The sequence below is a fragment of the Paraburkholderia gardini genome (assembly GCF_907164575.1).
In the GTDB taxonomy this organism is placed as follows: Bacteria; Pseudomonadota; Gammaproteobacteria; order Burkholderiales; family Burkholderiaceae; genus Paraburkholderia; species Paraburkholderia gardini.
In genome coordinates this window covers 127,609-149,877 of the sequence record NZ_CAJQYY010000016.1, presented here as the reverse complement: position 1 = coordinate 149,877, position 22,269 = coordinate 127,609, and the positions used below count along the sequence as shown (strand labels likewise).

20 protein-coding genes are annotated in these 22,269 nt (G+C 62.6%); 11 read left to right on the top strand and 9 right to left on the bottom strand.

The annotated features are described in order from the left end of the window. A partial coding sequence (locus LPA34_RS15260; protein WP_228979491.1) for a porin occupies positions 1 to 423 on the bottom strand: 423 nt, incomplete at its 3' end. Positions 424 to 706: 283 nt separating this feature from the next. On the opposite strand from LPA34_RS15260, the gene LPA34_RS15255 reads away from it, so the two are divergent. From LPA34_RS15255 to LPA34_RS15240, 4 genes are all read left to right on the top strand, one after another. Beyond that, positions 707 to 1,366 carry a M24 family metallopeptidase gene (locus LPA34_RS15255; RefSeq protein ID WP_228979490.1) on the top strand — a complete coding sequence of 220 codons (660 nt, stop codon included), beginning with the start codon at positions 707 to 709 and terminating at the stop codon, positions 1,364 to 1,366. A gap of 108 nt (positions 1,367 to 1,474) precedes the next feature. Further along, positions 1,475 to 2,350: an extracellular solute-binding protein gene (locus tag LPA34_RS15250; RefSeq protein WP_228979488.1), complete on the top strand. Its 876-nt coding sequence runs from the start codon at positions 1,475 to 1,477 to the stop codon at positions 2,348 to 2,350. Next, positions 2,347 to 4,182, top strand: a complete 1,836-nt coding sequence (locus tag LPA34_RS15245) for an ABC transporter ATP-binding protein/permease (RefSeq protein ID WP_228979486.1) — start codon at positions 2,347 to 2,349, stop codon at positions 4,180 to 4,182. Before LPA34_RS15250 ends, LPA34_RS15245 begins: the two co-directional genes overlap by 4 nt. 319 nt (positions 4,183 to 4,501) lie before the next feature. Continuing rightward, positions 4,502 to 6,058: a DUF2235 domain-containing protein gene (locus LPA34_RS15240; RefSeq protein ID WP_228979484.1), complete on the top strand. Its 1,557-nt coding sequence runs from the start codon at positions 4,502 to 4,504 to the stop codon at positions 6,056 to 6,058. Between the two features lie 25 nt (positions 6,059 to 6,083). Here LPA34_RS15240 and LPA34_RS15235 read toward each other — a convergent pair whose 3' ends face one another. The 4 genes from LPA34_RS15235 to LPA34_RS15220 are packed head-to-tail and all read right to left on the bottom strand — an operon-like array spanning position 6,084 to position 10,731. Continuing rightward, positions 6,084 to 6,815, bottom strand: coding sequence for an ABC transporter ATP-binding protein (locus LPA34_RS15235; RefSeq protein WP_228979483.1), 732 nt, complete (start codon positions 6,813 to 6,815; stop codon positions 6,084 to 6,086). Continuing rightward, positions 6,803 to 8,611 (bottom strand): branched-chain amino acid ABC transporter ATP-binding protein/permease, encoded by a 1,809-nt coding sequence (locus tag LPA34_RS15230; RefSeq protein WP_228979481.1) that lies wholly within the window; start codon positions 8,609 to 8,611, stop codon positions 6,803 to 6,805. The genes LPA34_RS15235 and LPA34_RS15230 overlap by 13 nt, the downstream gene beginning before the upstream one ends. Before the next feature lie 3 nt (positions 8,612 to 8,614). Further along, complete coding sequence (locus LPA34_RS15225; protein WP_228979479.1) at positions 8,615 to 9,514, bottom strand: branched-chain amino acid ABC transporter permease; 900 nt, start codon at positions 9,512 to 9,514, stop codon at positions 8,615 to 8,617. A 23-nt stretch (positions 9,515 to 9,537) separates the two neighbouring features. Next, the gene (locus LPA34_RS15220) at positions 9,538 to 10,731 is read right to left on the bottom strand and encodes a branched-chain amino acid ABC transporter substrate-binding protein (protein ID WP_267478872.1); all 1,194 of its coding nucleotides are present in this window, start codon (positions 10,729 to 10,731) and stop codon (positions 9,538 to 9,540) included. A gap of 404 nt (positions 10,732 to 11,135) precedes the next feature. Between LPA34_RS15220 and LPA34_RS15215 the strand changes: the two genes are divergently transcribed. Then, complete coding sequence (locus tag LPA34_RS15215) at positions 11,136 to 12,380, top strand: D-amino acid dehydrogenase (protein ID WP_228979477.1); 1,245 nt, start codon at positions 11,136 to 11,138, stop codon at positions 12,378 to 12,380. After that, entirely contained in the window at positions 12,377 to 13,153 is a 777-nt protein-coding gene (locus tag LPA34_RS15210; protein ID WP_228979476.1) for a maleate cis-trans isomerase family protein, read from the top strand. The genes LPA34_RS15215 and LPA34_RS15210 overlap by 4 nt, the downstream gene beginning before the upstream one ends. 51 nt (positions 13,154 to 13,204) lie before the next feature. Here LPA34_RS15210 and LPA34_RS15205 read toward each other — a convergent pair whose 3' ends face one another. Next, on the bottom strand, positions 13,205 to 14,740 hold the full coding sequence (locus LPA34_RS15205; protein ID WP_228979475.1) for a sensor histidine kinase: 1,536 nt from the start codon (positions 14,738 to 14,740) through the stop codon (positions 13,205 to 13,207). Beyond that, positions 14,737 to 15,486, bottom strand: coding sequence for a response regulator transcription factor (locus tag LPA34_RS15200; protein ID WP_228979473.1), 750 nt, complete (start codon positions 15,484 to 15,486; stop codon positions 14,737 to 14,739). Before LPA34_RS15200 ends, LPA34_RS15205 begins: the two co-directional genes overlap by 4 nt. A 198-nt stretch (positions 15,487 to 15,684) precedes the next feature. On the opposite strand from LPA34_RS15200, the gene msrB reads away from it, so the two are divergent. Next, the gene (gene msrB, locus LPA34_RS15195) at positions 15,685 to 16,197 is read left to right on the top strand and encodes a peptide-methionine (R)-S-oxide reductase MsrB (protein WP_228979470.1); all 513 of its coding nucleotides are present in this window, start codon (positions 15,685 to 15,687) and stop codon (positions 16,195 to 16,197) included. A gap of 60 nt (positions 16,198 to 16,257) precedes the next feature. Continuing rightward, entirely contained in the window at positions 16,258 to 18,156 is a 1,899-nt protein-coding gene (locus tag LPA34_RS15190; protein ID WP_228979468.1) for a cytochrome c biogenesis protein DipZ, read from the top strand. On the opposite strand, the gene LPA34_RS15185 is transcribed toward LPA34_RS15190, so the two are convergent. Further along, positions 18,143 to 18,841 carry a haloacid dehalogenase type II gene (locus LPA34_RS15185; protein WP_228979464.1) on the bottom strand — a complete coding sequence of 233 codons (699 nt, stop codon included), beginning with the start codon at positions 18,839 to 18,841 and terminating at the stop codon, positions 18,143 to 18,145. The two genes, LPA34_RS15190 and LPA34_RS15185, sit on opposite strands and share 14 nt — an antisense overlap. A 55-nt stretch (positions 18,842 to 18,896) precedes the next feature. Next, positions 18,897 to 19,526, bottom strand: coding sequence for a CGNR zinc finger domain-containing protein (locus LPA34_RS15180; protein ID WP_228979462.1), 630 nt, complete (start codon positions 19,524 to 19,526; stop codon positions 18,897 to 18,899). A gap of 171 nt (positions 19,527 to 19,697) precedes the next feature. On the opposite strand from LPA34_RS15180, the gene LPA34_RS15175 reads away from it, so the two are divergent. The 3 genes from LPA34_RS15175 (at position 19,698) to LPA34_RS15165 (ending at position 22,210) form a co-directional block, all read left to right on the top strand. Continuing rightward, on the top strand, positions 19,698 to 20,393 hold the full coding sequence (locus tag LPA34_RS15175; protein ID WP_228979459.1) for an alpha/beta fold hydrolase: 696 nt from the start codon (positions 19,698 to 19,700) through the stop codon (positions 20,391 to 20,393). A gap of 82 nt (positions 20,394 to 20,475) precedes the next feature. Continuing rightward, positions 20,476 to 21,330: an alpha/beta fold hydrolase gene (locus LPA34_RS15170; RefSeq protein WP_228979457.1), complete on the top strand. Its 855-nt coding sequence runs from the start codon at positions 20,476 to 20,478 to the stop codon at positions 21,328 to 21,330. A gap of 109 nt (positions 21,331 to 21,439) precedes the next feature. After that, positions 21,440 to 22,210: an SDR family oxidoreductase gene (locus tag LPA34_RS15165; RefSeq protein ID WP_228979455.1), complete on the top strand. Its 771-nt coding sequence runs from the start codon at positions 21,440 to 21,442 to the stop codon at positions 22,208 to 22,210. Positions 22,211 to 22,269: the final 59 nt, after the last annotated feature.

Here is a 22,269-nt window from a genome sequence, read left to right as displayed (position 1 = left end):
GCTGGACGTCAGCTGGTCGATATCGTTGATGTGGTAAGCGTAGTTACCCGCGACGGTCTGGCTGCCGGTCGAATAGTTGGCGCCGGGATAGTCGGTGCTGAACGTGTACTGACGACCCATCGTGAACGAGCCGATGTTGTCCTTCGTCACGCCGACATATGCCTGGCGGCCAAACATCGCGCCGCCCTGGCCGAGTGTTCCGTTGCCGCTATTGAAGCCGCTTTCGAGTACGAAAATCGCCTTCAGGCCGCCACCGAGATCTTCGGTGCCACGCAGGCCCCAACGGCTGCCAGACGCTACACCGTCGTCATACTTGACGAGGCTGTCATGGCTCGTGCCGGAACGGGCATTGTTCACGTAACTGATACCGGCATCGATCAACCCGTACAGCGTCACGCGTGGCATGCAGGTCAATGTCAGCATCGGGCGATCAAACGCGTGTTGAGGCGAAAATCGCAGGACGCAGCATCCGTCGCTTCGTGAGAACGGTGCCGGTCAGTGAGAGTCTTCCTGGCATAGGGTCGACTTCGAACAGGATGAAGTGCCCTGTTCCGTTGTATCGTGCGAAATATAACGACACGTTATATATTCGTAAACGCTCCTGTTGGGGAATTGTCGTCTTTCTGACACAAATGGATTCACGGTGTGGCATGGACACTCAGGTTTCCGGACGCTATATTCACCGGGATATAACTGGAGAGGATTGATGGAAGCAGCGATGAATCAGGCGGTTGGCAGTGTCTACGTGCTCGAATCGATGAAGCTCGCCCGTGACAGAACCTGGGAGGCTGTCGGGCAGATCAGGGAGCGGATTGAGCCGGGCATGCTCGAGTCGCAGGCGAGAGCGGAATGCACGCGCCTCCTGACGCAGCTCGGCATGGACCGGATCTGGCATCCGGTGCTGGTCCGTTTCGGCGAGAACACGCTGAAGACATTCAAGCAGCCGTCGGCTGGCGACCCGCGACTCAAGGAGGACGACATTTACTTCGTCGATCTTGGTGTCGTCTGGAACCGGCACGAAGGCGATGCGGGCGCCACCTTTGTGGTCGGCGACGACGTGGATATGAAGGCGTGTGCCGATGCCGCGAAGACCGTGTTCGCCGAAGTGGAGCAGCACTGGCGTTCATCCGGCGCGGGCGGCAAAGCACTCTATGACTTCGCCGAAGAGCGTGCATCGGCGCTCGGATGGCGTCTGAATCTGGATATCAAGGGCCACCGTGTCAGCGATTTTCCGCATGCGATCTACAAGGCAGGCGATCTTGGAGACTTCGCCGACTGTCCGGACGCGGGGCTCTGGATTCTCGAAATACAGCTGGCCCATCCGACGCGGCCATTCGGTGCGTTTTACGAAGATCTGCTCGTGTAGCGCGCATGGTTCGCGCATGAATGTTTTGCGCGTGCGACTTTTTAAATCGATGCGGAGTTGAAGCGCACATCGTAATATATGGGCCTTTATAACGATTCGGGGAATCACATGTTGCGCAAGCTTCTGGTGTCGGGTGCCGTGCTGACAGGCCTGTTGACCGCAAACCTCTGTGCTGCCGATGAGGGCACCGTCAACGTTTTGTATGCGGGTTCGCTCGTCAACCTGATGGAACGTAGTGTCGGACCGGCGTTCGAGAAGGAGACGGGTCTGCATTTTCAGGGCTACGCTGCCGGATCGAACAAGATCGCCAATGAGATCAAAGGCAAGCTGCGCCGCGGCGACGTGTTCATCAGCGCGAGTCCGAAGGTGAACACCGCCCTGATGGGTGCGACAAACGGTGATCATGTGAGCTGGTACGTCAACTTCGCCGAATCGCCGCTGATGATCGGCTACAACCCGCAAAGCCGCTTTGCCGCCGATTTCAAGAAGAAGCGCTGGGATCAGGTACTGCAGGAGCCGGGTATCCGTATCGGCCGCACCGATCCGAAGCTCGATCCAAAGGGCGCATTCACCGTCCAGATGATGACGAAGGCAGCGGAGCTCTATCATCAGCCCGACCTCGTCCAGAAGACGCTCGGCGCGCCCGACAATCCCGAGCAGGTGCTGCCGGAAGAGACGCTGGTTGGGCGTCTTCAGTCAGGCCAGCTTGATGCGGGCTTTTTCTACTCGACAGAAACGTCGGATCTGAAGATTCCTGCGTTCCGCCCCGCGCCTGAACTGCAGGCCAGGGCGAGCTATACGCTGACCATCCTTAACGATGCGCCGAACGCTAACGGCGCAACGCGCTTCGTCGATTTTCTGCTTGGCGCGAGCGGGCGTGCGTTGCTTAAGGAGCATGGCGTCGACGTGATCAAACCGACGGTGACCGGCAATGCGCAAGCCGTACCGTCGTCATTGCATGCTGTCATCGACGCAGCCCAATGAAGCAGCCAGCGGCGCAGCCGCTGCTCTGGCTCGCCGTACTGCTTGCAGCGTATCTGTGCGCGCCGTTTCTCGCGAGTATCCCGCAGATCAGTCATGCCGACTGGGCGGGTGTCGACTGGCACGCCACCTGGTCGGCGGTTGGCGTCTCCATAGGCAGTGCAAGCGTCGCCGCGCTCGTGATACTCGTGGGCGGTGTGCCGCTGGGCTACTGGCTCGCCCGTTCATCGTCGCGCTGGACAGCATTGCTCGGCTTTGTCGTCCAGTTGCCGCTCGCACTGCCACCGCTCACGAGCGGTGTGTTGCTGTTGTTCCTGCTTGGGCCCTATAGCTGGATCGGCCGCGCGGTCGGCGGTACGCTGACCGATTCGTTCGCGGGCATCGTGCTCGCCGAAACGTTCGTCGCCGCCCCTTTTCTGATCGTCGCCGCGCGCTCCGCGTTTCTGTCGGTCGATCCGGTTTTCGACGACGTTGCCGCGACGCTCGGACATCATCCGGGCAGCCGTTTTTTTCGCGTGACACTGCCGATTGCATGGCCGGCCATCCGGGCCGGCCTTGCGTTAGCGTGGTTGCGCGCATTCGGCGAATTTGGCGCGACGGTGATGGTCGCTTATCACCCGTATTCGCTGCCGGTGTACACCTACGTCGTATTCGGTGGACAGGGTCTGCCTGCGATGATGCCGCTTCTGCTGCCGACGCTCGGCATCGCAGTGGTGTGCGCGGCGCTTTCGGTTTATAGCCGCGGCGCCCGTGCTGTTGCAAGCGAGCTGCCAGACAATGGCGACGAACCCGCCGTCGTCGCAACGGCCGGCACCACGCTTTCCGCCGATGCCGGTCTGACGCTTGCGATACGGCTAGCGAGACATATCGGCACATTCAGTCTCGACATCGCCTGGGCGCCTTCTTCGCGACGGCTCGCGATCATCGGCCCGTCGGGTTCCGGCAAGTCAATGGCGCTGCGGCTGATCGCAGGCCTGGAATCCAATGAGCGTGGCGCGGTGAGGCTCGGCCAGCTGGATCTCGGCACGCTGCCACCGGAGCGGCGCCAGATTGGCTATATGCCGCAGGATTATGGTCTGTTCCCTCACATGACGGTGGACCAGCAGCTTGCGTTTCCTGTAGGCGCGGACCGGGCGAGCGCGCGTTTCTGGGTCGAGCATCTGGGCCTTGCGACGCTGACCGGTCGTCTTCCGCAGCAGCTATCGTTCGGTCAGCGCCAGCGGGTCGCGCTCGCGCGTGCGCTGTCGCGCCATAGTCAACTGCTGCTCTTCGATGAGCCCTTCGCCGCGCTCGATACGCCGCGCCGTCGCCGCCTGCAGCAATCGCTCAGGGACCTGCAGCGCGAGATCGCCGCGATAACAGTCATCGTCACGCATGATCCTGACGAAGCCGCGTTGCTCGCTGATGAGGTACTGGTGATCGAACAGGGGCGCGTTCTGCAAACCGGACCCGTCGAGGAAGTTTTCGAGCGGCCGTGCACGATGCGGGTTGCTGATCTGCTGGGTCTGCACAATGTCGGGACGGGGATCGTCAAAACGCCAGGCGAGATCGAGATCGCCGAAGGATTCACGCTGCAAACATCGGACCGGTCCTTTCACCCCGGACAACAGGTGATGTGGCGTGTTGGTTCGCGCTCGATAACGCCGTCAGTGAGCGGGCCACATACGGGAACCATCAGTGCAATCGGCACGCGTCACGGTGAGCGCTATGTCAACGCAAAGGTCAAAGGGGTGAGCTTCGAGTTTGCCAGCCAGGACGGCGGTTTTCGTGAAAACGGGCAGTGCCGGCTCGCCATCGATCCAGATGGAGTGACAGTGTGGGCGGGTGCTGCGTGAAGACCTGACGCGTGGAGGTTCCTGACCACCGCTTGAAACTTGAACGGCATCGTTCACTAACCTTGCCTTGACAGGCGGGACGATGCTGCCTGTGCGTGTCACCCGGATTCTGCCGGTTCTGAACCACGCCTGGAACGCTTATGACAGGAATTCGGGCGTACGTTGAGCATCCCCGGATCTGGGTAACATGGTAATGCTTTCGTGCACTTTATTGATGTGGCGGACCACGCTGACATATGAACGGGTGACTCGCAGGTGTCGAGGGCGCAGTTGCTCCACTGCATGATGAGAATCTCGCGGAACGAGACGGGCCAAAAACATGAAGAGACTTTTCGTTTGCTGTGATGGCACATGGAACTCGGATAGCGACCAGTTTCAGGGGGTGCCCGTTCCAACCAATGTCGTTCGCTTTTTCAACGCATTGAGTGAGCGCGGCGACGATGGCGTCGAGCAGCTTCGGTACTATCACGTCGGCATCGGCGCTAACGAAGGCCGGGTGCGTCGCCTCATCGACGGTGCGCTAGGTTTAGGCCTCTCCCGTGACATTCGAACCGCGTACAAGTGGCTGTCCGACCACTACGAAGAAGGTTCCGAAATCTTTGTCATTGGCTTCTCTCGTGGCGCGTTCACGGCTCGCAGCCTGGTCGGCATGCTTCACCATTGTGGACTTCCTCACGAGGCAACCTGGGCGCTGGTAAGGCAGGCATGGAACCTGTACCGGCTTGACCCGGAGATGCCGGAAAGCGTCAGCCAGCAGGAACGGTTCCGCGACGCGCATGGCAAACCTCCGCCCATTCGCTTCCTGGGGGTGTGGGAGACGGTGGGCGCGCTCGGCATTCCCGAAATCGTGGACTTGTTCGGCTTCGGCAGAAAGCGCTTCGAATTTCATGACACAAGACTTCCGCCAGAAGTTGAACGCGCGGTACAGGCCCTTGCAATCGATGAGCAGCGGAATAACTTCTTTCCAACGTTGTGGACGGATTCGGATGGTTGCGACCTGACACGCGTGTTGCAGGTGTGGTTCCCTGGTGTTCACGCTGACGTTGGGGGCGGCTACAAAGAGACCGGACTTTCTGATGCCACGCTCAAATGGATGATTGGCGAGGCTGCGAAGTGCGGTGCGGTGTTCGAGTCGGACATGTTGAACCAGCTGGCCCACGCGGATCAGTCGTCGCCCTCTGCAATACACGGTGTTCTTCACAACTCACTCACCGGTTTTTACAGGGAAGCCGGCTTTCGTCCCCGGTCCTTTCCGTATCTGGCGAAGGGTTCACGAAGATGTTCCGAATCGATATCGGATCTGGCATTGGCACGACAGGTTAATCCGCCAATCTTTCAGGCGCCCTATCGACCGAACATAGACCCTGCGGTGACTGTCGAGGTGCGGGTTTTCGCCAGCCCGTTGTGGAACTGGACCGGTATTTTCATGAATGAGGGTGTGAGCTACCGCTTCAAGGTGCCTGAAGGTCAAACGTGGCTGGATGGGGACAGTGCATGGGGCGCGGAGGGGACACCTGGTACCTGGATACAACGTCTGTTTGCCTGGTCCCGGCGGGTCAGGGGGGCGAACTGGTTCGAACTCTGCGGAGCGATCTCAACGCCAGGGCAACAGGGCCAGGCAGGTGTGCCACCTCAACCCTTCTACTTCCGGATTGGCAGGGAAGTGGAGATCAAGGCGCCATGCTCGGGTTATCTGTATTGCTTTGCTAACGATGCCAGCTGGGCGTACTGGAATAATCACGGGAGCCTGCGGGTTGAAATTGCGGAGTCAGGCGGTATGCCGCCTGGCAAGGTGGCGGCATACCCGTCTTCAGACGACGACCTGACCGCGCCTCCAACAGCACCCGGCGGTTCTGGCGCGGGTCAACCATCCTGACGCGCAGGCAGTTCATCAGGCGGTGTCAGTCCGTGGCGACAGCGCTGCCGCCCAGGTACGCCGCGCGAACCCGGCTATCCCGTGCCAGTTCGTGGGCCGGGCCGGCTAGCGCGATGCGCCCGCTTTCCAGCACGTAGGCCCGATGCGCGATGCGAAGCGCCTGGCGCGCGTTCTGCTCGACAAGGAGGACCGACGTGCCGTCTGCGCAGATGTCGGAAATCATGCCGAAGATCACGCGAACCAGTTTCGGCGCCAGTCCCATGGACGGCTCATCCAGCACGACGATACGTGGCCGCAACATCAGGGCGCGTGCGATCGCCAGCATCTGCTGTTCGCCGCCGCTGAGCGTCCCTGCCAGCTGGCTGCGCCGTTCACCGAGGCGCGGAAAAGTCTGGTAGACCCCGGCCATCCGCTGGTCCAGCACGGCACGGTCGCCGCGGATCAGGTAGCCGCCGAGGCGCAGATTTTCCTCGACCGTCAGCGATCCGAACATGCGACGGCCCTCCGGCGCGTGGCCGAGACCCAGCGCGACAATCTGGTGGGCCCGCATCCCGATGAGCGGGTGTCCATCCAGCGTGATTTGTCCCGCGCGCGGGCGGATCAGGCCGGAAATGGCGCGTAGTGTCGTTGTCTTGCCCGCTCCGTTACTGCCGAGCAACGCCACGATCTCACCCCCGGCGACATCGAGGGAGATGCCATGCAGGACCTCCACGTTCCCGTAGCTCACCTGCAGGTCGCGGATTTCTAGGAGTCCCACAACGATTTCTCCCCGGCGGCATCGTCAGCCGCTTCGTCTGTTTCAGCCGTACCCAGATAGGCGTCGATCACGTGCGGGTCGGCCTGGATTTCGGCGGGCGTTCCCGCGGCGATGATGACGCCATGGTCCATGACAATGATCCGGTCCGACACGCCCATCACCAGCATCATGTCGTGTTCGATCAGCAGCACCGTCACGCCAAGATCCCGGATACGCCGGATCAATTCCATCAGCGCGTGCTTTTCGGTCGGGTTCATCCCCGCGGCCGGCTCGTCCAGCAGCAGGAGTTGCGGGTTGCTGGCCAGTGCACGGGCTATCTCCAGCCGGCGTTGATCGCCATAGGGCAGGTCGGCTGCGCGCTCCCCCGCACGCGCCATGAGACCGACGAAGCCAAGCCAGCGCAGGCCTTCTGCCGCGTGACTGGCAGCCTCGGCACGCGCCGAAGGCAACCCGAGCAGTTCGACGACGAGCAGCGTGCGCAGCCGGTGATCCATGCCGGTCAATACGTTCTCGAAAGCCGTCATGTTGGCAAACAGGCGGATACCCTGGAAGGTGCGCGCCATACCGGCATGGACGATGCGATGGGGTGCGCCTCCGACGAGCGACGTGCCGCGCCAGAGCACCTTGCCGCCGGTCGGGCGGATCACGCCGGTCAGGCAGTTGAACACCGTTGTCTTTCCGGCGCCGTTGGGGCCGATCAGGCTGAGGATCTCACCATTGCGCACCGTGAAGCTGATACCGCCGACCGCCCGCACACCGCCGAAGTGGCGTTGCATGTCGCGCACATCGAGCAGGATCGCGTCGCCGGCCATCGCCCGGGACGCGAATGTTTCAGCACGGCCGGCATCCTCGCGCGGCGGTGTCACGCGGCGCAGCGGTGCCGGCCATAGCCCTTGCGGCCGGAGCAGCATCAGGATCACGAGTCCGATCGCAAAGGCGAAGATGCGCCAGAGGTTGAGAAAGCGCAGCAATTCGGGCAGGCCGGCCACGATGACAGCGCCGAGTATCACGCCGGGAATGCTCCCCCGGCCGCCGAGTACGACGACGATCAGGATGGTGACGGATTGCAGATACGTGAAGCCGGTCGGATCGATGGTGCCGAAGCGGGCGGCGAACAGGCTGCCCGCAAAGCCGCCGATCAGCGCACCCATGACGTAGGCGAGCATCTTGACGCGCAGGGTCGGCACGCCGACCGCCTCGGCGGCCGCCTCATCCTCGCGGATGCTGGTCCAGGCGCGCCCGAGCCGCGACTGGCCTAGCCGGATCGCGAACCCCAGCACCAGCACGAGAAACGCGACGCCCAGTTCGTAGACCGCCTTCGGAGAGCTGATTTCATACCCGAACAGGCTTGGACTTTCGATGCCGAAAATACCGTTCGGGCCGCCGGTGATGTCGAGATTGGTGGCGATGATGCGCGTGATCTCGCCGAAGCCAAGCGTGACAATCGCCAGATAGTCGCTGCGCAGGCGAAGGGTCGGGTAGCCGATGACGATACCCGAAGCCCCCGCAAACGCCAGGCTGAACGGCAGCGTTTCCCAGAACGGGAAATGCTGCAATGTTTCCAGCAGTGCCGTGGTATAGGCGCCGATAGCAAAAAAGGCCGCATAGCCGAGATCCAGCAACCCGGCATAACCCACCACCACGTTCAGCCCGAGGCCCAGGATCGAATAGGTGGCGATGGTCAGGCCGACATCGACAATATAGTTGCTGGCGAGCGCGGGCAGTGCGGCGGCAGCGACAAGAAGCGCGACGCCGGCAGGCCAGGACCAACGCGATGACAACCCCGTCGTGCTCATGGGCTACATTCTCTCGACGACGCGTTCGCCGAACAACCCGGTCGGCTTGATCACGAGTACGCCGATCAGCACGCCGAACACGAACACATCGGTCCATCGCGAGGAGACATAGCCAGCGCCAAAGGATTCCAGCAGACCAATCAGGATGCCGCCGGCCATCGCGCCCGGAATGTTGCCGATGCCGCCGAGAACCGCGGCGGTGAAGGCGCGCAGGCCCAGCACGAAGCCCATGAAGAAATTGATCTGCGTGTAGTAGATGCCTTCCATGACCCCTGCTACCGCGGCCAGCGCGGAGCCCAGGAAGAAGGTGAGCTGGATCAGCCGCTCGACATCGATGCCCATCAGACGTGCTGCGTCCTGATCGATCGCCAGCGCGCGCATCGCGGTGCCGATGAAGGTGCCGTGAACGAAGAAATACAACGCGAGCATCAGCACAAGGCTGGTCACGATGATGCCGATCTGTGCGAACGTGATCTGAACGTCGTGGAATTCGAGCCCTGCCTGGCTGAGGACGTGGGGATAGGTGCTGAAACCGGCGCCGTAGATCAGCAGCACACCATTCTCCAGCGCCAGCGAAACGCCGAGGGCCGTGATCAGGATCGACAGCCGCGGCGCGCGCAGCAGCGGCTGGTAGGCGAGCCGTTCGATCGCGAGGCCCAGTGCGCCAGTGACCGCCATGGCGGCCACCAGTGCGATCAGCAGCGCCAGGGCGAGCGGTATGTGCGCTGCAGCAAGCACTGTCAGACTGGTCCAGCCGATGAACGCGCCGACCATGAACAGGTCGCCGTGGGCGAAGTTGATCAGCCGGATGATCCCGTAGACCATCGTGTAGCCGAGGGCGACGAGCGCATAGAACGAGCCGGTCGTCAGCCCTTCGATAACGAACTGGAAGAAGGTGCTCATGGCGGCGCGCGGCGCGGCGGATGCTATTTCATCGCCACCCAGTGTCCGCTGGCATCCTGCCTTTGATAGGGCGTGAAATTGTCGCCGTGCACGATGATGGTGATGTAGACCGCCTTGCTGCGGTCACCCTTCGCGTTGAAACCGATCGTTCCGGTCGCGCCCTGATAGTTCGACATCTTGTGCAAGGCGGCCGTGATCGCGGCGGGCGTCGCCGACTTCCCGTCTACGATCGCTTTCGCGGTGACGCCGACGGCGTCGTATTCGTAGACCGAATACGGCCCTGGCCCTTGCCCGTAGGCCTTCGTATAACCGTCGACGAAATCGTGCGCGCCGCTCAGGAACTGCGCCAGCGGCGCCGTGGTGATGATCATGCCCTCGGCAGCCGGGCCGGCTGTTTTCATCAGTGTCGGGTCGTTGGTGCCGTCGCCGCCCATCAGGGTCATCTTCAGGCCCAGTTGCCGTGCCTCCTTCACCAGCAGGCCGGCTTCGGAGAAATAGCCGGTGTAGTAGATGACGTCAGGCTTCAGCGAGGCGACGTGGGTCAGCGTTGGCGAATAGTCCATTTGCCCCGGTGTGATCGCGTCGTTGTAGACGACGTCGACGCCATCCTTTTTCAGGGCTTCCACGGTGTTGTCGGCGAGGCCCTTGGCATAGGTCGTGTTGTCGTGGATCACGGCGGCGCGCCGGGCATGGAGCGAATTCTTCATGAATCCGGCGGCAAATGGACCTTGCTCGTCATCACGGCCGATCGTGCGGAACACATTGTCGTAGCCCATCTCGGTCAGTTTGGGATTGGTCGAGGCGTCCATCACGTAGGGAATTCCGGCGCGATGAAACGTCGTCAATTCCGGCAGGGCCGCGCTGGAGCAGTAGCCGCCGGCCACGGCGACGACCCCCGCATCGACGAGTTTCTGTGCCGCCTGCACGGCGGTCTGCGCGTCGCAGGCGTCATCCTCCGGCACCAGTTCGATCTGCTTGCCGAGTACGCCGCCCGCCGCATTGATTCTGGCGGCGGCAAGCTTCGCGCCGTTGACGATGTCGATGCCGGCATTGGCGCTGCTGCCCGACAGCGGCGCGGGCACGCCGATCTTGATGGTCTGGCTTTGCGCCGACCCCGGGACAATGCCAGCGAGCACGGCCAGCGCGGCCAGTGCCGCGATTGTTGTCTGCCGCAAGACGCGACCTGCGTCCGGCGAGCTATTTTTCTGAACAATCATGTTTGTGACTCCTTATTGTGAAAAGGACTGGAGCGATCCGCCACACGACTGAACCGATGACATCGGAAAACGGTTGAAAACGTACGTCGCATACAAGTTGTAATCTGTCAGTTCAACAACCCGGTATCGGACGCATCGCAGCGCTACTATGAAAGTGTTTTTTCATGATAGGTCTCGCCGCACATTTGAGCGGTATAGGGTATGCGCTTATAGAACGTCATACCTGAAGCGTCAGCGGGTTTGCATTTCCTGAACGGCAAGCAGCTTTGCATGGGCGGGGATTGCATGGGCGCAGATTGCATGGGACCCGAGTAAATGCTTTGCATGGGACCGGAGTAACGCGCTGAAGCGCGAACTCCGGTCGACAGCTAAAGCGCTAACTCTGGTCGACACGGGAGTCACGTATGAAAAGCGTTGTGCTGGGAGGCGGAATCGCTGGCGTCACGGCCGCGTATTACCTTGCCAGAGAGGGCCGCGAGGTCACCGTGATCGACCGTCAGCCAGGTGTCGCGCTCGAGACCAGCTTTGCCAACGCCGGTCTCGTCGCGCCGGGGCATTCATACACGTGGGCGTCTCCGCGAGCGCCGAAAATCCTGCTGAAATCACTCTTCGTCGACGGGCAGGCGCTGAGGCTCAAGCTCAACGCGGACCCGCACATGTGGGCGTGGTGTTTCCAGTTCCTGCGCAACTGCACGGCGGAGCGCTCCCGCCAGAACACCACGCGCAAGGTGAGGCTTTGCCGCTACGCACAGAGTCAATTGCAGCAGCTGACCGAAGCCGAGCGTTTGCAGTACGACCGCATCAGCTGCGGTCTGCTGTATCTCTATCGCGACGAAGCTTCTTTCGCGCGGGGCACACAGAATATGTCGATCCTCGTGGCCAACGGACTGTCGCTCGAAACGCTCGACGCGGCGCAGGCGATTGCGCGTGAGCCGGCGCTTGCCCATGCGCGCGACAGCCTCGCTGGAGCGATTTATTGTCCGACCGATGAAAGCGGCGATGCCCACCTGTTCACCCGCGCGCTGAAAGCGGCGTGCGAGCGTCTTGGCGTGCGTTTCGATTTCGATGCCGCCATTAGCGCGATCGAGGCGTCTGGCGATCGGGTCATCGGAGTGCGCACGCCGGCCGGACTCGTTCGCGGCGACGAGTTCGTGCTTGCGCTCGGTTCCTGGTCGCCGGTTCTGGCGCGTCAACTGGGCTACCGGCTGCCGGTGTATCCGGTCAAGGGCTATTCCGCCACGTTTCCGGTTGGGCCGGACCACCGTCCGCCGGAGCTGGGCGGCGTCGACGAGAACAATCTCGTCGCTTGGGCGCGCTTTGGCAAACGGCTGCGCTTCACCGCGACCGCCGAATTCACCGGCTACGACACCCGCCATACCCCCGCTGACTTCAAGTCGATGCTGCAGGTGGCCGGCGAGCTGTTCCCGAACGGCGCCGACTATGGCCGCCCGTCTTACTGGGCAGGCCTGCGTCCGATGACGCCCGAAGGAACGCCGTTGATTGGTCGCACGCGGCACAGGAACCTGTATCTGAACACGGGCCACGGACACATGGGATGGACCATGTCGTGTGGAACCGCGAAACTGCTGGTCGACATCATGGCCGGTCGCCAGCCTGAACTCGACATGACAGGGATGACACTGAAATGAGCACGATTTCATTGCAGGGTGACGCGTACGCCAGGCTGGATTTCACGCTGGACGACGGCATCTGCCGGCGTGCCGCCATTGGGTTGGTGGTGCTCGCCACCGATCACACGATCGAACACGAATGGCGCAAACTGCTGACGCAGGACGGAGTGGCCTTCTACGAGAGCCGCATCCTCAATTCGCCGGACATCACGCCCGACCGTCTGGCGGAGATGGATGGGCGCATCGCGCCGGCGGTCGCACTGATCCGGCCTGCCGAGCGAATCGATGTGGTGGCGTTTGGCTGCACGTCGGCGTCGATGGTAATCGGCGAGGAAAACGTATTCGCGCGTATCCGCGAGGCGCGCCCGGGCGTCGCGTGTACCACGCCGATTACCGCTGCGCTGGCCGCGCTACGCGCCCTTGGCGTCCAGCGCGCCGCGCTGCTGACACCTTATGTGCGCTCGATCAACGACTACATGCGAAGTTACATCGAGGCACGTGGCGTGCGCGTCACACGCATCGCCTCGTTCGAGCATGCGAACGACAACGAGGTCGCACGGATTGACACGGCCTCGCTGCAAGCCGCCGTCGAGCGCCTCGGGCAGAACCCCGACGTGGAAGCAGTGTTCGTGTCATGCACAAGCTTGCGCATCGCGGAACGCGTTTCAGCGCTTGAAGCGAGGATCGGCAAACCGGTGATATCCAGCAACTTCGCGATGGCCTGGCACGCGTTGCGGCTTGCCGGCGTGGAAGATCGCGAGCCGCATCGTGGGCGGTTATTTGCGCTGTAGCCGGCCTTCATCGTATTCAGCGAGGGATGGGTGAGCAGACCGCGTTCCGCTCTATTTTTGTCGCCGCCCGGTCATCCACGAAGACGACTGCGACGAACCCGCCGCCCCGGCCGCCTGCGAAACTCCGCTCACCGGAAGCTCGAAGCAGAATGTCGCCCCCGTGCCCGCGTGTTCGACCAGACGTATCTGGCTGTGATGCAGTTGCAGCATGCGCTGTACGATCAGCAGCCCGAACCCGCCGCCACGGTGCGCACCGCCGGTGCTGAAAGGCCGCTCGAACAGCCCGTCGCGCAGATTCGCCGGAATGCCTGGGCCGCTGTCGCTGACAGTGACCGACACGTTCGCGTCGCGATACGCGAGATCGACCCCGATCGTGCCATGAGCGGGCGTATGGCGAATCGCGTTGTCGAGCAGGTTGGTCAGCACACGCTCGATCATCCCGAGATCGGCGAAGACAGCGGGCAGGCGCTGCGGAATCCCGGCGCGCAGATGGATATGCCGCGCTTCGGCCGGCAACTCGAATTTCTGGAAGACGTCCTGCACCAGATCCACCATCGAGAATTCTTCCAGCGCCGGTTGCACGTTGCCATGTTCGAGCCTCGCCAGTTCGAACAGTGCCTGAGCGAGCCGCCCAACCTTGACGCTTTGCGCGAGCGCGATTGCCAGATAGCGTTTGCGCTCCGTTTCGCCGAGGGTGTCGGCCTTTAGCGACAACGTTTCAAGGTAGCCGTGCAGCGACGTCAGCGGCGTGCGCAGGTCGTGCGAAATATTGGCAAGCAGCTCGCGCCGCTGCTGGTCCAGCCGCGTCAGCGCGCGCCACTGTTCGCCGATCCGTTCTGCCATCTGCGCGAAGGCGGTCTCCAGCACGGCGATTTCATCACGCGTTCCCGCTGAAGACGAGCGCGGTACCTTCGGCTGCGTATCCGGTTCACCGTTGACGTCGAAGCGAAGCATCGCGGCAGACAGCCGTCGCAGGGGACGCGTGATCAGCCCGAATGCCATGAGACCCGCGAGTAGCCCAAGCAGGGTCACGAGCGCCATGTACCACAGCGTGGTGCGCAATACCGAGCTGGCGTTCACCTGTGCGGCGAGTGCGTCGTGTGCCTCGCCGAGCAGCACCACGTAGATATAGCCCGATGGCGCTTTCCCGTCCGCCTGCAGTGGCGCGGCGCTGAACACCTTGCGCGCGTCGGTGCTGCGCGGATCGTCGCCGAGGATCGGGAGCGCGTCGCCGGCGATGAAGCGGCGAACCGGCGCGAGGTCCACCTGCTCGCGCTTCACATGTCCTGCGGGCGCGTCGTCGCCCTTGATGCGTCCTTGATTGTCGAGCAGATACACCTCGACGCTCGGATTGACCACCATCAACTGGCCGAACAGTTGCCGCACGGCGTCGGGCCTCAGGCCGTTCCCATCCATCAACGGCGTGCTGCGGACGATGTGACCGGCCAGTCCGCGCGAAAGGCCCTGGATCACTTCCTTGTCGTGCAGGTCGCTTGAGCGGATTTGCAGCCATGCCGATGCGCCGCAGCACGCAAGCAGCAGCACCGAGAACACGATCGAAAGCCGCTGGGTGAGGGTGAGGTTCATGGCGCGTCCGTGGACGGGATGTCCTGCGCCGGGGTGCCGTCGGAAGGCGCGGCAAACTTGTAGCCGCGTCCCCAGACGGTCAGTATCCGCGTGGGCTCAGCCGGGTCGGCTTCGATCTTCGCGCGCAACCGGTTGATGTGGGTGTTCACGGTATGTTCGTATCCTTCGTGCCGGTAACCCCACACCGCGTTGAGCAGGTCCATCCGCGAAAACACCTTGCCCGGCTGTTGCGCGAAGAAATACAGCAGATCGAATTCGCGCGGCGTCAGCTCGATTCGCCGGCCCTCGACGGCGGCCTCGCGTGTCAGCGGATCGATGGTGAGGCCGGCTGTCTGCAGGGTGCCTGCGTCGATCCGCGAATCTTTCGCCATCGCTTCGACGCGGCGCAGCAGCGCTTTCACGCGTGCGACCAGTTCGAGCACGGAGAACGGCTTGGCGAGGTAGTCGTCGGCACCGAGTTCGAGGCCGAGAATCCGGTGTACTTCGCTCGAACGGGCGCTGGTGATGATGATCGGGGTGTAACGCGTCATCGCGCGGGCGCGCCGGCAAATCTCCAGTCCGTCGACGCCAGGCAGCATCAGGTCGAGGATCAGTGCATCCCAGCCGCCCTGTTCAAGCAGCCGAAGTCCTTCGTTGCCGTCGGCGCTGTGCACGACCTCATAGCGTTCATCGCGCAGATGCAGAGCCAGCACGTTGGCGATGTCGACATCGTCTTCGACGATCAGGATGCGCTTTTGATGATCCATGGAAGTCGCGGTCTCGAGCGGTGAGGGGTGGTTCAGGGTGGTTGCGGGAACTGACGCCGGAAAGCGGCCGTTGCGCCATTGTGCAAAATTTCCCGGCGGCGAGTTATCACATTTAATTTAACTTTTCGTGAGGACTTTGACACCGCCCGCGCCCTAGCATGTGGCCACTATCCGCAGACTGGCACCAAGGAGCACATCATGCAAAGTCGTAGACGCTTCCTGCTTTCGGGCGGTGCGGCCGTGGCGGCGCTGGCTGCCGTGAGCCGCTGGCCGCGGCTGGCCGCGGCGCCGGCAAAGGCCGGCAAGCCCGCTCAAAGCTTCGAATTCACGCGCACGGACGAGCAATGGCACCAGTTGCTCACGCCGGCACAGTACACCGTTCTGCGGGATGAAGGCACCGAGCGGCCTTACAGCAGTCCGCTGAACAGCGAGCATCGCGCGGGCGTCTTCGCATGCGCCGGCTGCCGGCTCGACCTGTTTTCGTCGCGCACGAAGTTCGAGAGCCACACAGGCTGGCCGAGTTTCTGGGCGCCGCTCGAGCACGCGGTGGCGACGCGCGAAGACGGCTCATTCGGCATGTCACGCACGGAAGTGCATTGCCGGCGCTGCGGCGGCCACCTCGGGCACGTATTCGACGACGGTCCGAAACCCACCGGCCTGCGCTATTGCATGAACGGGCTCGCCATGCGCTTTACACCGGCGGCAGCCTGAGTCTGAATCCGAATCCTGGCGACACCCCCATAACCCCTGAAATAACGCACTGGAACAGTCATGCTACTCATCGTTCTCGCCTACCTTGGCGGTGCCCTGACGATTCTCAGCCCCTGCATCCTGCCGGTACTGCCGTTCGTCTTCGCGCGCGCCGATCAGCCCTTCGTCCGCAGCGGGCTGCCGTTGCTCGCCGGCATGGCGCTGACGTTCGCCCTCGTGGCGACGCTCGCTGCCGTCGGCGGGGGGTGGGTCACGCAGGCCAACCAGTATGGCCGCTGGCTCGCCATCGCGCTGCTCGCCGTATTCGGCCTGACGCTGCTGTTCCCGCGCTTTGCCGACCATCTGATGCGGCCCCTGGTGAGCGCCGGCAACCGGCTTTCGAACTTCGCCCAGGCCGACGGCCAGCAGGTGCGCGCGGGTTCGTCGTTTCTGCTCGGCATTGCCACGGGCTTGCTGTGGGCGCCGTGCGCCGGTCCCATTCTGGGTCTGGTGCTGACCGGCGCCGCGCTGCGTGGCGCGAGCGTCGGCACGACGCTGCTGCTGGTCGCCTATGCGGCCGGCGCGGCAACCTCGCTCGCGATCGCGTTGCTGATCGGCGGCCGCGTCTTCACGGCGATGAAACGTTCGCTGGGCGCCGGCGAGTGGATTCGCCGTGGCATCGGCGCGGCGATGCTGGGTGGAGTGGTGGCGATCGCGTTCGGACTCGACACGGGGGTTCTCACGCGGATCTCGACGGTTGCGACCGGCGGCATCGAACAGAAGCTGGTCGACAGGCTGTCGCCCGGTGCGACGCCGGCTGGCGTCGCTTCGTCGAGCAGCACGGTTGACAGTACGGCGAACGGCGGCGCCATGATGGCGGCGAATGATGCCGCGGGTTCAGGCACTTCCGCTGACGCGGATAAAGGCACGGGCGGCGCGATGGCTGCTTCGTCGGGCGCGATGATGCGTGCGGCGCAAGTCGTGCCCGGGAATGTGCCGCCGCTGCCGGTCGAGGGCGTGCTGCCGTCGCTGAACGGCGCGGTTCAATGGCTCAACTCGCCGCCGCTCAGTGCACAAAGCTTGCGCGGCAAGGTGGTGCTGATCGATTTCTGGACTTACTCGTGCATCAACTGCCTGCGTTCGCTGCCGTACGTGAAGGCGTGGGCGGAGAAGTACAAGGATCAGGGGCTGGTTGTGATCGGGGTGCATGCGCCGGAGTTCGCCTTCGAGCGCAATATCGACAACGTGAAGAAGGCGGTACACGACCTGGGTGTCGATTATCCGGTTGCGATCGACAACAACTACGCCATCTGGCGCTCACTGAACAACCAGTACTGGCCGGCGCATTATTTCGTCGATGCTCAGGGGCGTATCCGCTACCACCATTTCGGCGAAGGCGACTACGCGCAGTCGGAGAAGGTTATCCAGCAGCTGCTGACGGAAGCAGGTCACGCGGATGCGGCGAAGATCGCGACAGGGCTCACCCGTACCAGCGTGACAGGCGTGGAGGCGGCTGCCGACAATCACGACATGCAGTCACCGGAAACCTACATCGGCTATGCACGTGCCGGGAACTTCGCCTCACCCGGCGGCGAAACCGGTGACAGGCTCCATACGTACACCGCGCCCATGCAGCCTGCGCTGAACGACTGGGGCCTCGCCGGCAAGTGGCGCGTCGGTGCCGAACACGCGACGCTCGCGGCGCCGTCGGGAGAGATCGTCTACCGCTTCCACGCTCGCGATCTGCATCTGGTGCTGGGCCCGGACAAGGACGGCAAACCCGTGCGGTTTCGCGTCAGCATCGACGGCGCCGCGCCGGGCAATGCGCACGGCAGCGATGTGAGCGCCGACGGCATGGGCACGGTGACGGAGCAACGGCTCTATCAACTGGTGCGGCAAACGGGCGACATCAAGGACCACACGTTTTCGATCGAGTTTCTGGACCCTGGCGTCGAGGCGTACTCGTTCACGTTCGGCTGAGGGCAGAACCACGGCTATCGAATAGCGGCAACAATTCGTCGAGACCGCCCAGCTGCCAGTCCGGCGTCTGGCCCATTTCTTCGAAGACATTGCCGCTGCGATTGATCCAGCACGTCGGAAAGCCGAAATAACGCGCCCCCGTCGCATCCCACGCATTCGACGACACGAACAGTATCGACGATCGCGTAACTCCGAAGGCCGTTTCCGCAAGCAGGTAGGCGCGATCGTCCGGTTTGTACACGCGCACCGGATCGACGCTAAGCAGATGATCGAATTCGGCGCGAAGTCCGGAGTTTCCCACCACGGCGCCGATCGAATGCGGCGAACCGTTCGACAGCACCGCCAGCTTCAGTCCGCGCCGGCGCAATTCACGCAGCGTATCGGCCACTTCGGGGAACGGCTGCAGTCGCAGGTACGCTTCGCAGAGCACCTTGCATGCATCGTTATCCAGATCGAGCCGCAGGTGCCGGCAGGTAAAGCGCAATGCGTCTTCCGTCGCCTGCTCGAATGTGACGTAACGGTTCATCAGGCTGCGCAGCCACGTATATTCGAGCTGCTTCTGTCTCCAGATCGCGCTGATTTCACGTCCACGTCCTGGGAATTGCTCATCGCATCGGGCAACAACCGAATGGACGTCGTACAGTGTGCCGTACAGATCGAATGCAATTGCCTTGATGTGATCCATATCGTCTCTCCAGAAAAAACATCACCACAATGGCCGGGTTTCCGCGGACGTCACGTCAACGCTCACGTTCCTTGAGCCGCTTCCGATGGGCCGCAACCTTCGCGCGGTTACCGCAGATCGCCATGCTGCACCACCGGCGCGCATGACCCCGCGTGTGATCGGCAAACATCAACGTGCAGCGCGGACCTTCACATGCCTTCACGTGCGTGAAGTCCTCGTCGCACACCAGTTTCGCCAGCGCCTCGACGATGGGCATCAGCAGCGACTCCGGCGACTTCCAGCGCCGGTTCGCCCGCAATTCAAGGATCGACGTCCCGCCCGTGGCATCGGCGACGATTTCTGCATATTGTTCGTCCCGCTCGAATAGTTGATTCAGCGGTTCGAGCTCGCGCAAATCCCTGGCGGACAGCGGACGTCCTTTTCTCTTCTGGACAAATCCCCTGAACCATTCGCGCAGTGCGCGTGCCTGTGCCGCAACCGCGTCGAGTTCGGCCGGCGTGGACTGCGACCGCATCGCCGCGAGCGTGGCGCGAGGCACCAGTTCAGCCTGTTCCAGCCAGGCCAGCAGGCCTTCTCCATCGCTGATCCAGTCGACTTCTTCATCTACCGGCGTCGCCACCGAGTTCAGGAAATCGAGGCCCGGCGCGTCGGCCAGAAATATCGCGGGAATCTGACGGTAGTCCATCTGTCGTGACGAAAGTGAATGACGATAGCCACACTGTAACCACTAAAAATGCTGTTGACAAGTTACCTATTCGATGAGTAACCTATAAAATATTGATAGACGGGTTACATGGTGTGATGTAAGAGAGCTTTACATCACAGGTGACATCTACTTTCCTGAAAGGAGCAAGACATGTCTTCTGGCAACGTGAGCGCGGTGCTTGTGCATGGCGCATGGGCGGATGGATCAAGCTGGAGCAAGGTGATCGATCGCCTGAAGGAGCGGGGTATCGATGCAATCGCGGCGCCGCTGCCGCTCACTTCGCTGGGTGACGACGTGGCCGCGCTCGACCGGACGCTCGAACGGATCGAAGGTCCGGTGGTGGTGGCCGGCCATGCGTATGCGGGCGCCGTGATCGGATCGACCCGTTCAGACCGCGTCGCGGCGTTGGTCTACGTGGCGGCGCTCGCGCCCGACGAAGGGGAGACCGTTGGCGACGTGTTCTACCGCGACGAGGCGCACCCGCAGGCGCCGCAACTCGCTCCGGATCTGCACGGATTGATATGGCTGCCGCACGACGCGTTCGCTGCTGCGTTTGCGCAGGATGGAACACCGCGGGAGCTGGCGGTGCTTGCCGCGGTGCAGCGTCCCATTGCGGTGTCGTGCATCGGCGAAGCGGTCGGGCGTCCGCTGTGGAGAGACCGCCCGAACTGGTTCCTGATCGCCGGCCAGGACCGGATGATCAACCCCGACACCCAGCGCTTCATGGCACGTCGCATGAATGCAAACGTGCGGTCGTACCAGGTCGATCACACGCCGCTGGTCACGGCGCCGGACGCCGTGACCGATGTGATTGTCGAAGCGGTCCAGTCGGTTTCCGCACGCTAGCCGTGCCTGTCGCCTGCGATGCCGTGAATCGCAAGGTGCCTTTCATCACTCGCCAGATCTTTTTCTCCTGTGGAGGCAAATCATGAGTTCAATTGCGTATCGCCATGCCGACGTCGACGGTTTCAAGGTGTTCTATCGCGAAGCCGGCCGCCCTGGCGCTCCGAAGCTGCTGCTCCTGCACGGCTTTCCGACTTCGAGTCACATGTTTCGCGACCTGATTCCGATGCTTGCCGACCGTTTTCATATCGTCGCGCCGGATCTGCCCGGATTCGGGCAGTCCGACATGCCCAGCCGGAGCAGTTTTACGTACACGTTCGACAATCTCGCCAATGTCATCGACCGCTTCACCGGGACGATCGGTTTCGATCGCTTTGCGCTCTACGTATTCGATTACGGCGCGCCAACCGGCTTCCGGCTTGCGCTCGGGCATCCCGAGCGGATCACCGCGATCATTTCGCAGAACGGCAACGCTTACGAAGAAGGATTGAGCGACGGCTGGAATCCGATCCGCGCCTATTGGCAAGACGCTTCGTCGGTCAATCGTGAAGCGCTGCGTGCGCTGCTCACGCACGAGACAACGGTCTGGCAGTACACCCACGGCGTTCAGGACACGGCTTCCGTTTCGCCAGACGGCTACTCGCTCGACGACTTCTATCTGAGCCGGCCCGGTGCGGACGACATCCAGCTCGATCTGTTCGGCGACTATCGAAGCAACGTCGCGCTATACCCCGCGTTCCAGCAGTATTTCCGCACGCATCAGCCTCCGTTCCTCGCCGTGTGGGGAAAGAACGATCCGTTCTTCCTGCCCGCGGGCGCCGACGCATTCAGGCGCGACATGCCGGACGCCGTTGTGCGCTTCTTCGATACCGGCCACTTCGCGCTGGAGACGCATGCGGCGGAGATCGCGGCGGCCATTGCGGATTTTCTCATTCGCTGACGCGTCCAGGGTCGACATCGACATCGCGTGATGGAAGCCGGTGCGGCCGGTGGAAAGAGGATGGGCGTGCATTGACCCGTCGTCAATTTGCAATACAAGGAGATGTGAAATGTCCAGGAAAGTCGCAATCGTCACAGGCGCGAGCCAGGGGATCGGTCGTTCGACCGCCATCAGGCTCGCGCGGGATTTTGATTCGCTCGTCCTCGTCGCGCGCGACCGCGGGAACCTCGAACAGACCGCAATCGAGGTGAAGAGGGCCGGTGCGGAGTCTCTTGTCATCGATGTCGATCTGTCTCAACCCGATGCCGCACAGCAAGTCGTCGATGAGACGCTCGCGGCGTTCGGGCAGATCGACGCGTTGCTCAACATCGCGGGCGCGGTGCCGCAAATCGACGTACTTGAAATGACCGACGAGCAATGGGACCGCGGTCTCGCGCTGAAGCTTCACGGCGCGCGACGGTTGACGGTCGCGGCGTGGCCGTCGTTGAAGGAGACGTCAGGGTCGGTCGTGCTGATGTCGGGCAATTCGGCGCTGTTTCCCAAAGCACCCTATGCGGCTGTGGGCACGATCAACGCGGCGATCATGGCGCTCGCGAAAGCGTTCTCGGACCGCGGTATCGCCGACGGCGTGCAGGTCAACAGTGTGCTGCCAGGGCCCGTGATGACCGGCCGGCGACAGTCCTATCTGGAACATTGGGCGCCGCTGCACAACATGACCGTTGAAGAGGCGACGGCGAAATTTCCCGTTGAAGCGGGTATCGCGCGGTATGGCACGCCGGAGGAGATCGCTGAACTGATGGCGTTCATCGTGTCGCCTGCCGCCCGCTGGATGACAGGCTCGGCGTTGAGGATGGATGGCGGGGAAGTCAAATCGGTCTGACTCGCAAGCTGCGATGCGGTGTCTCCCATGCAACATTTGATATTCTTCCTGCTCGGCGC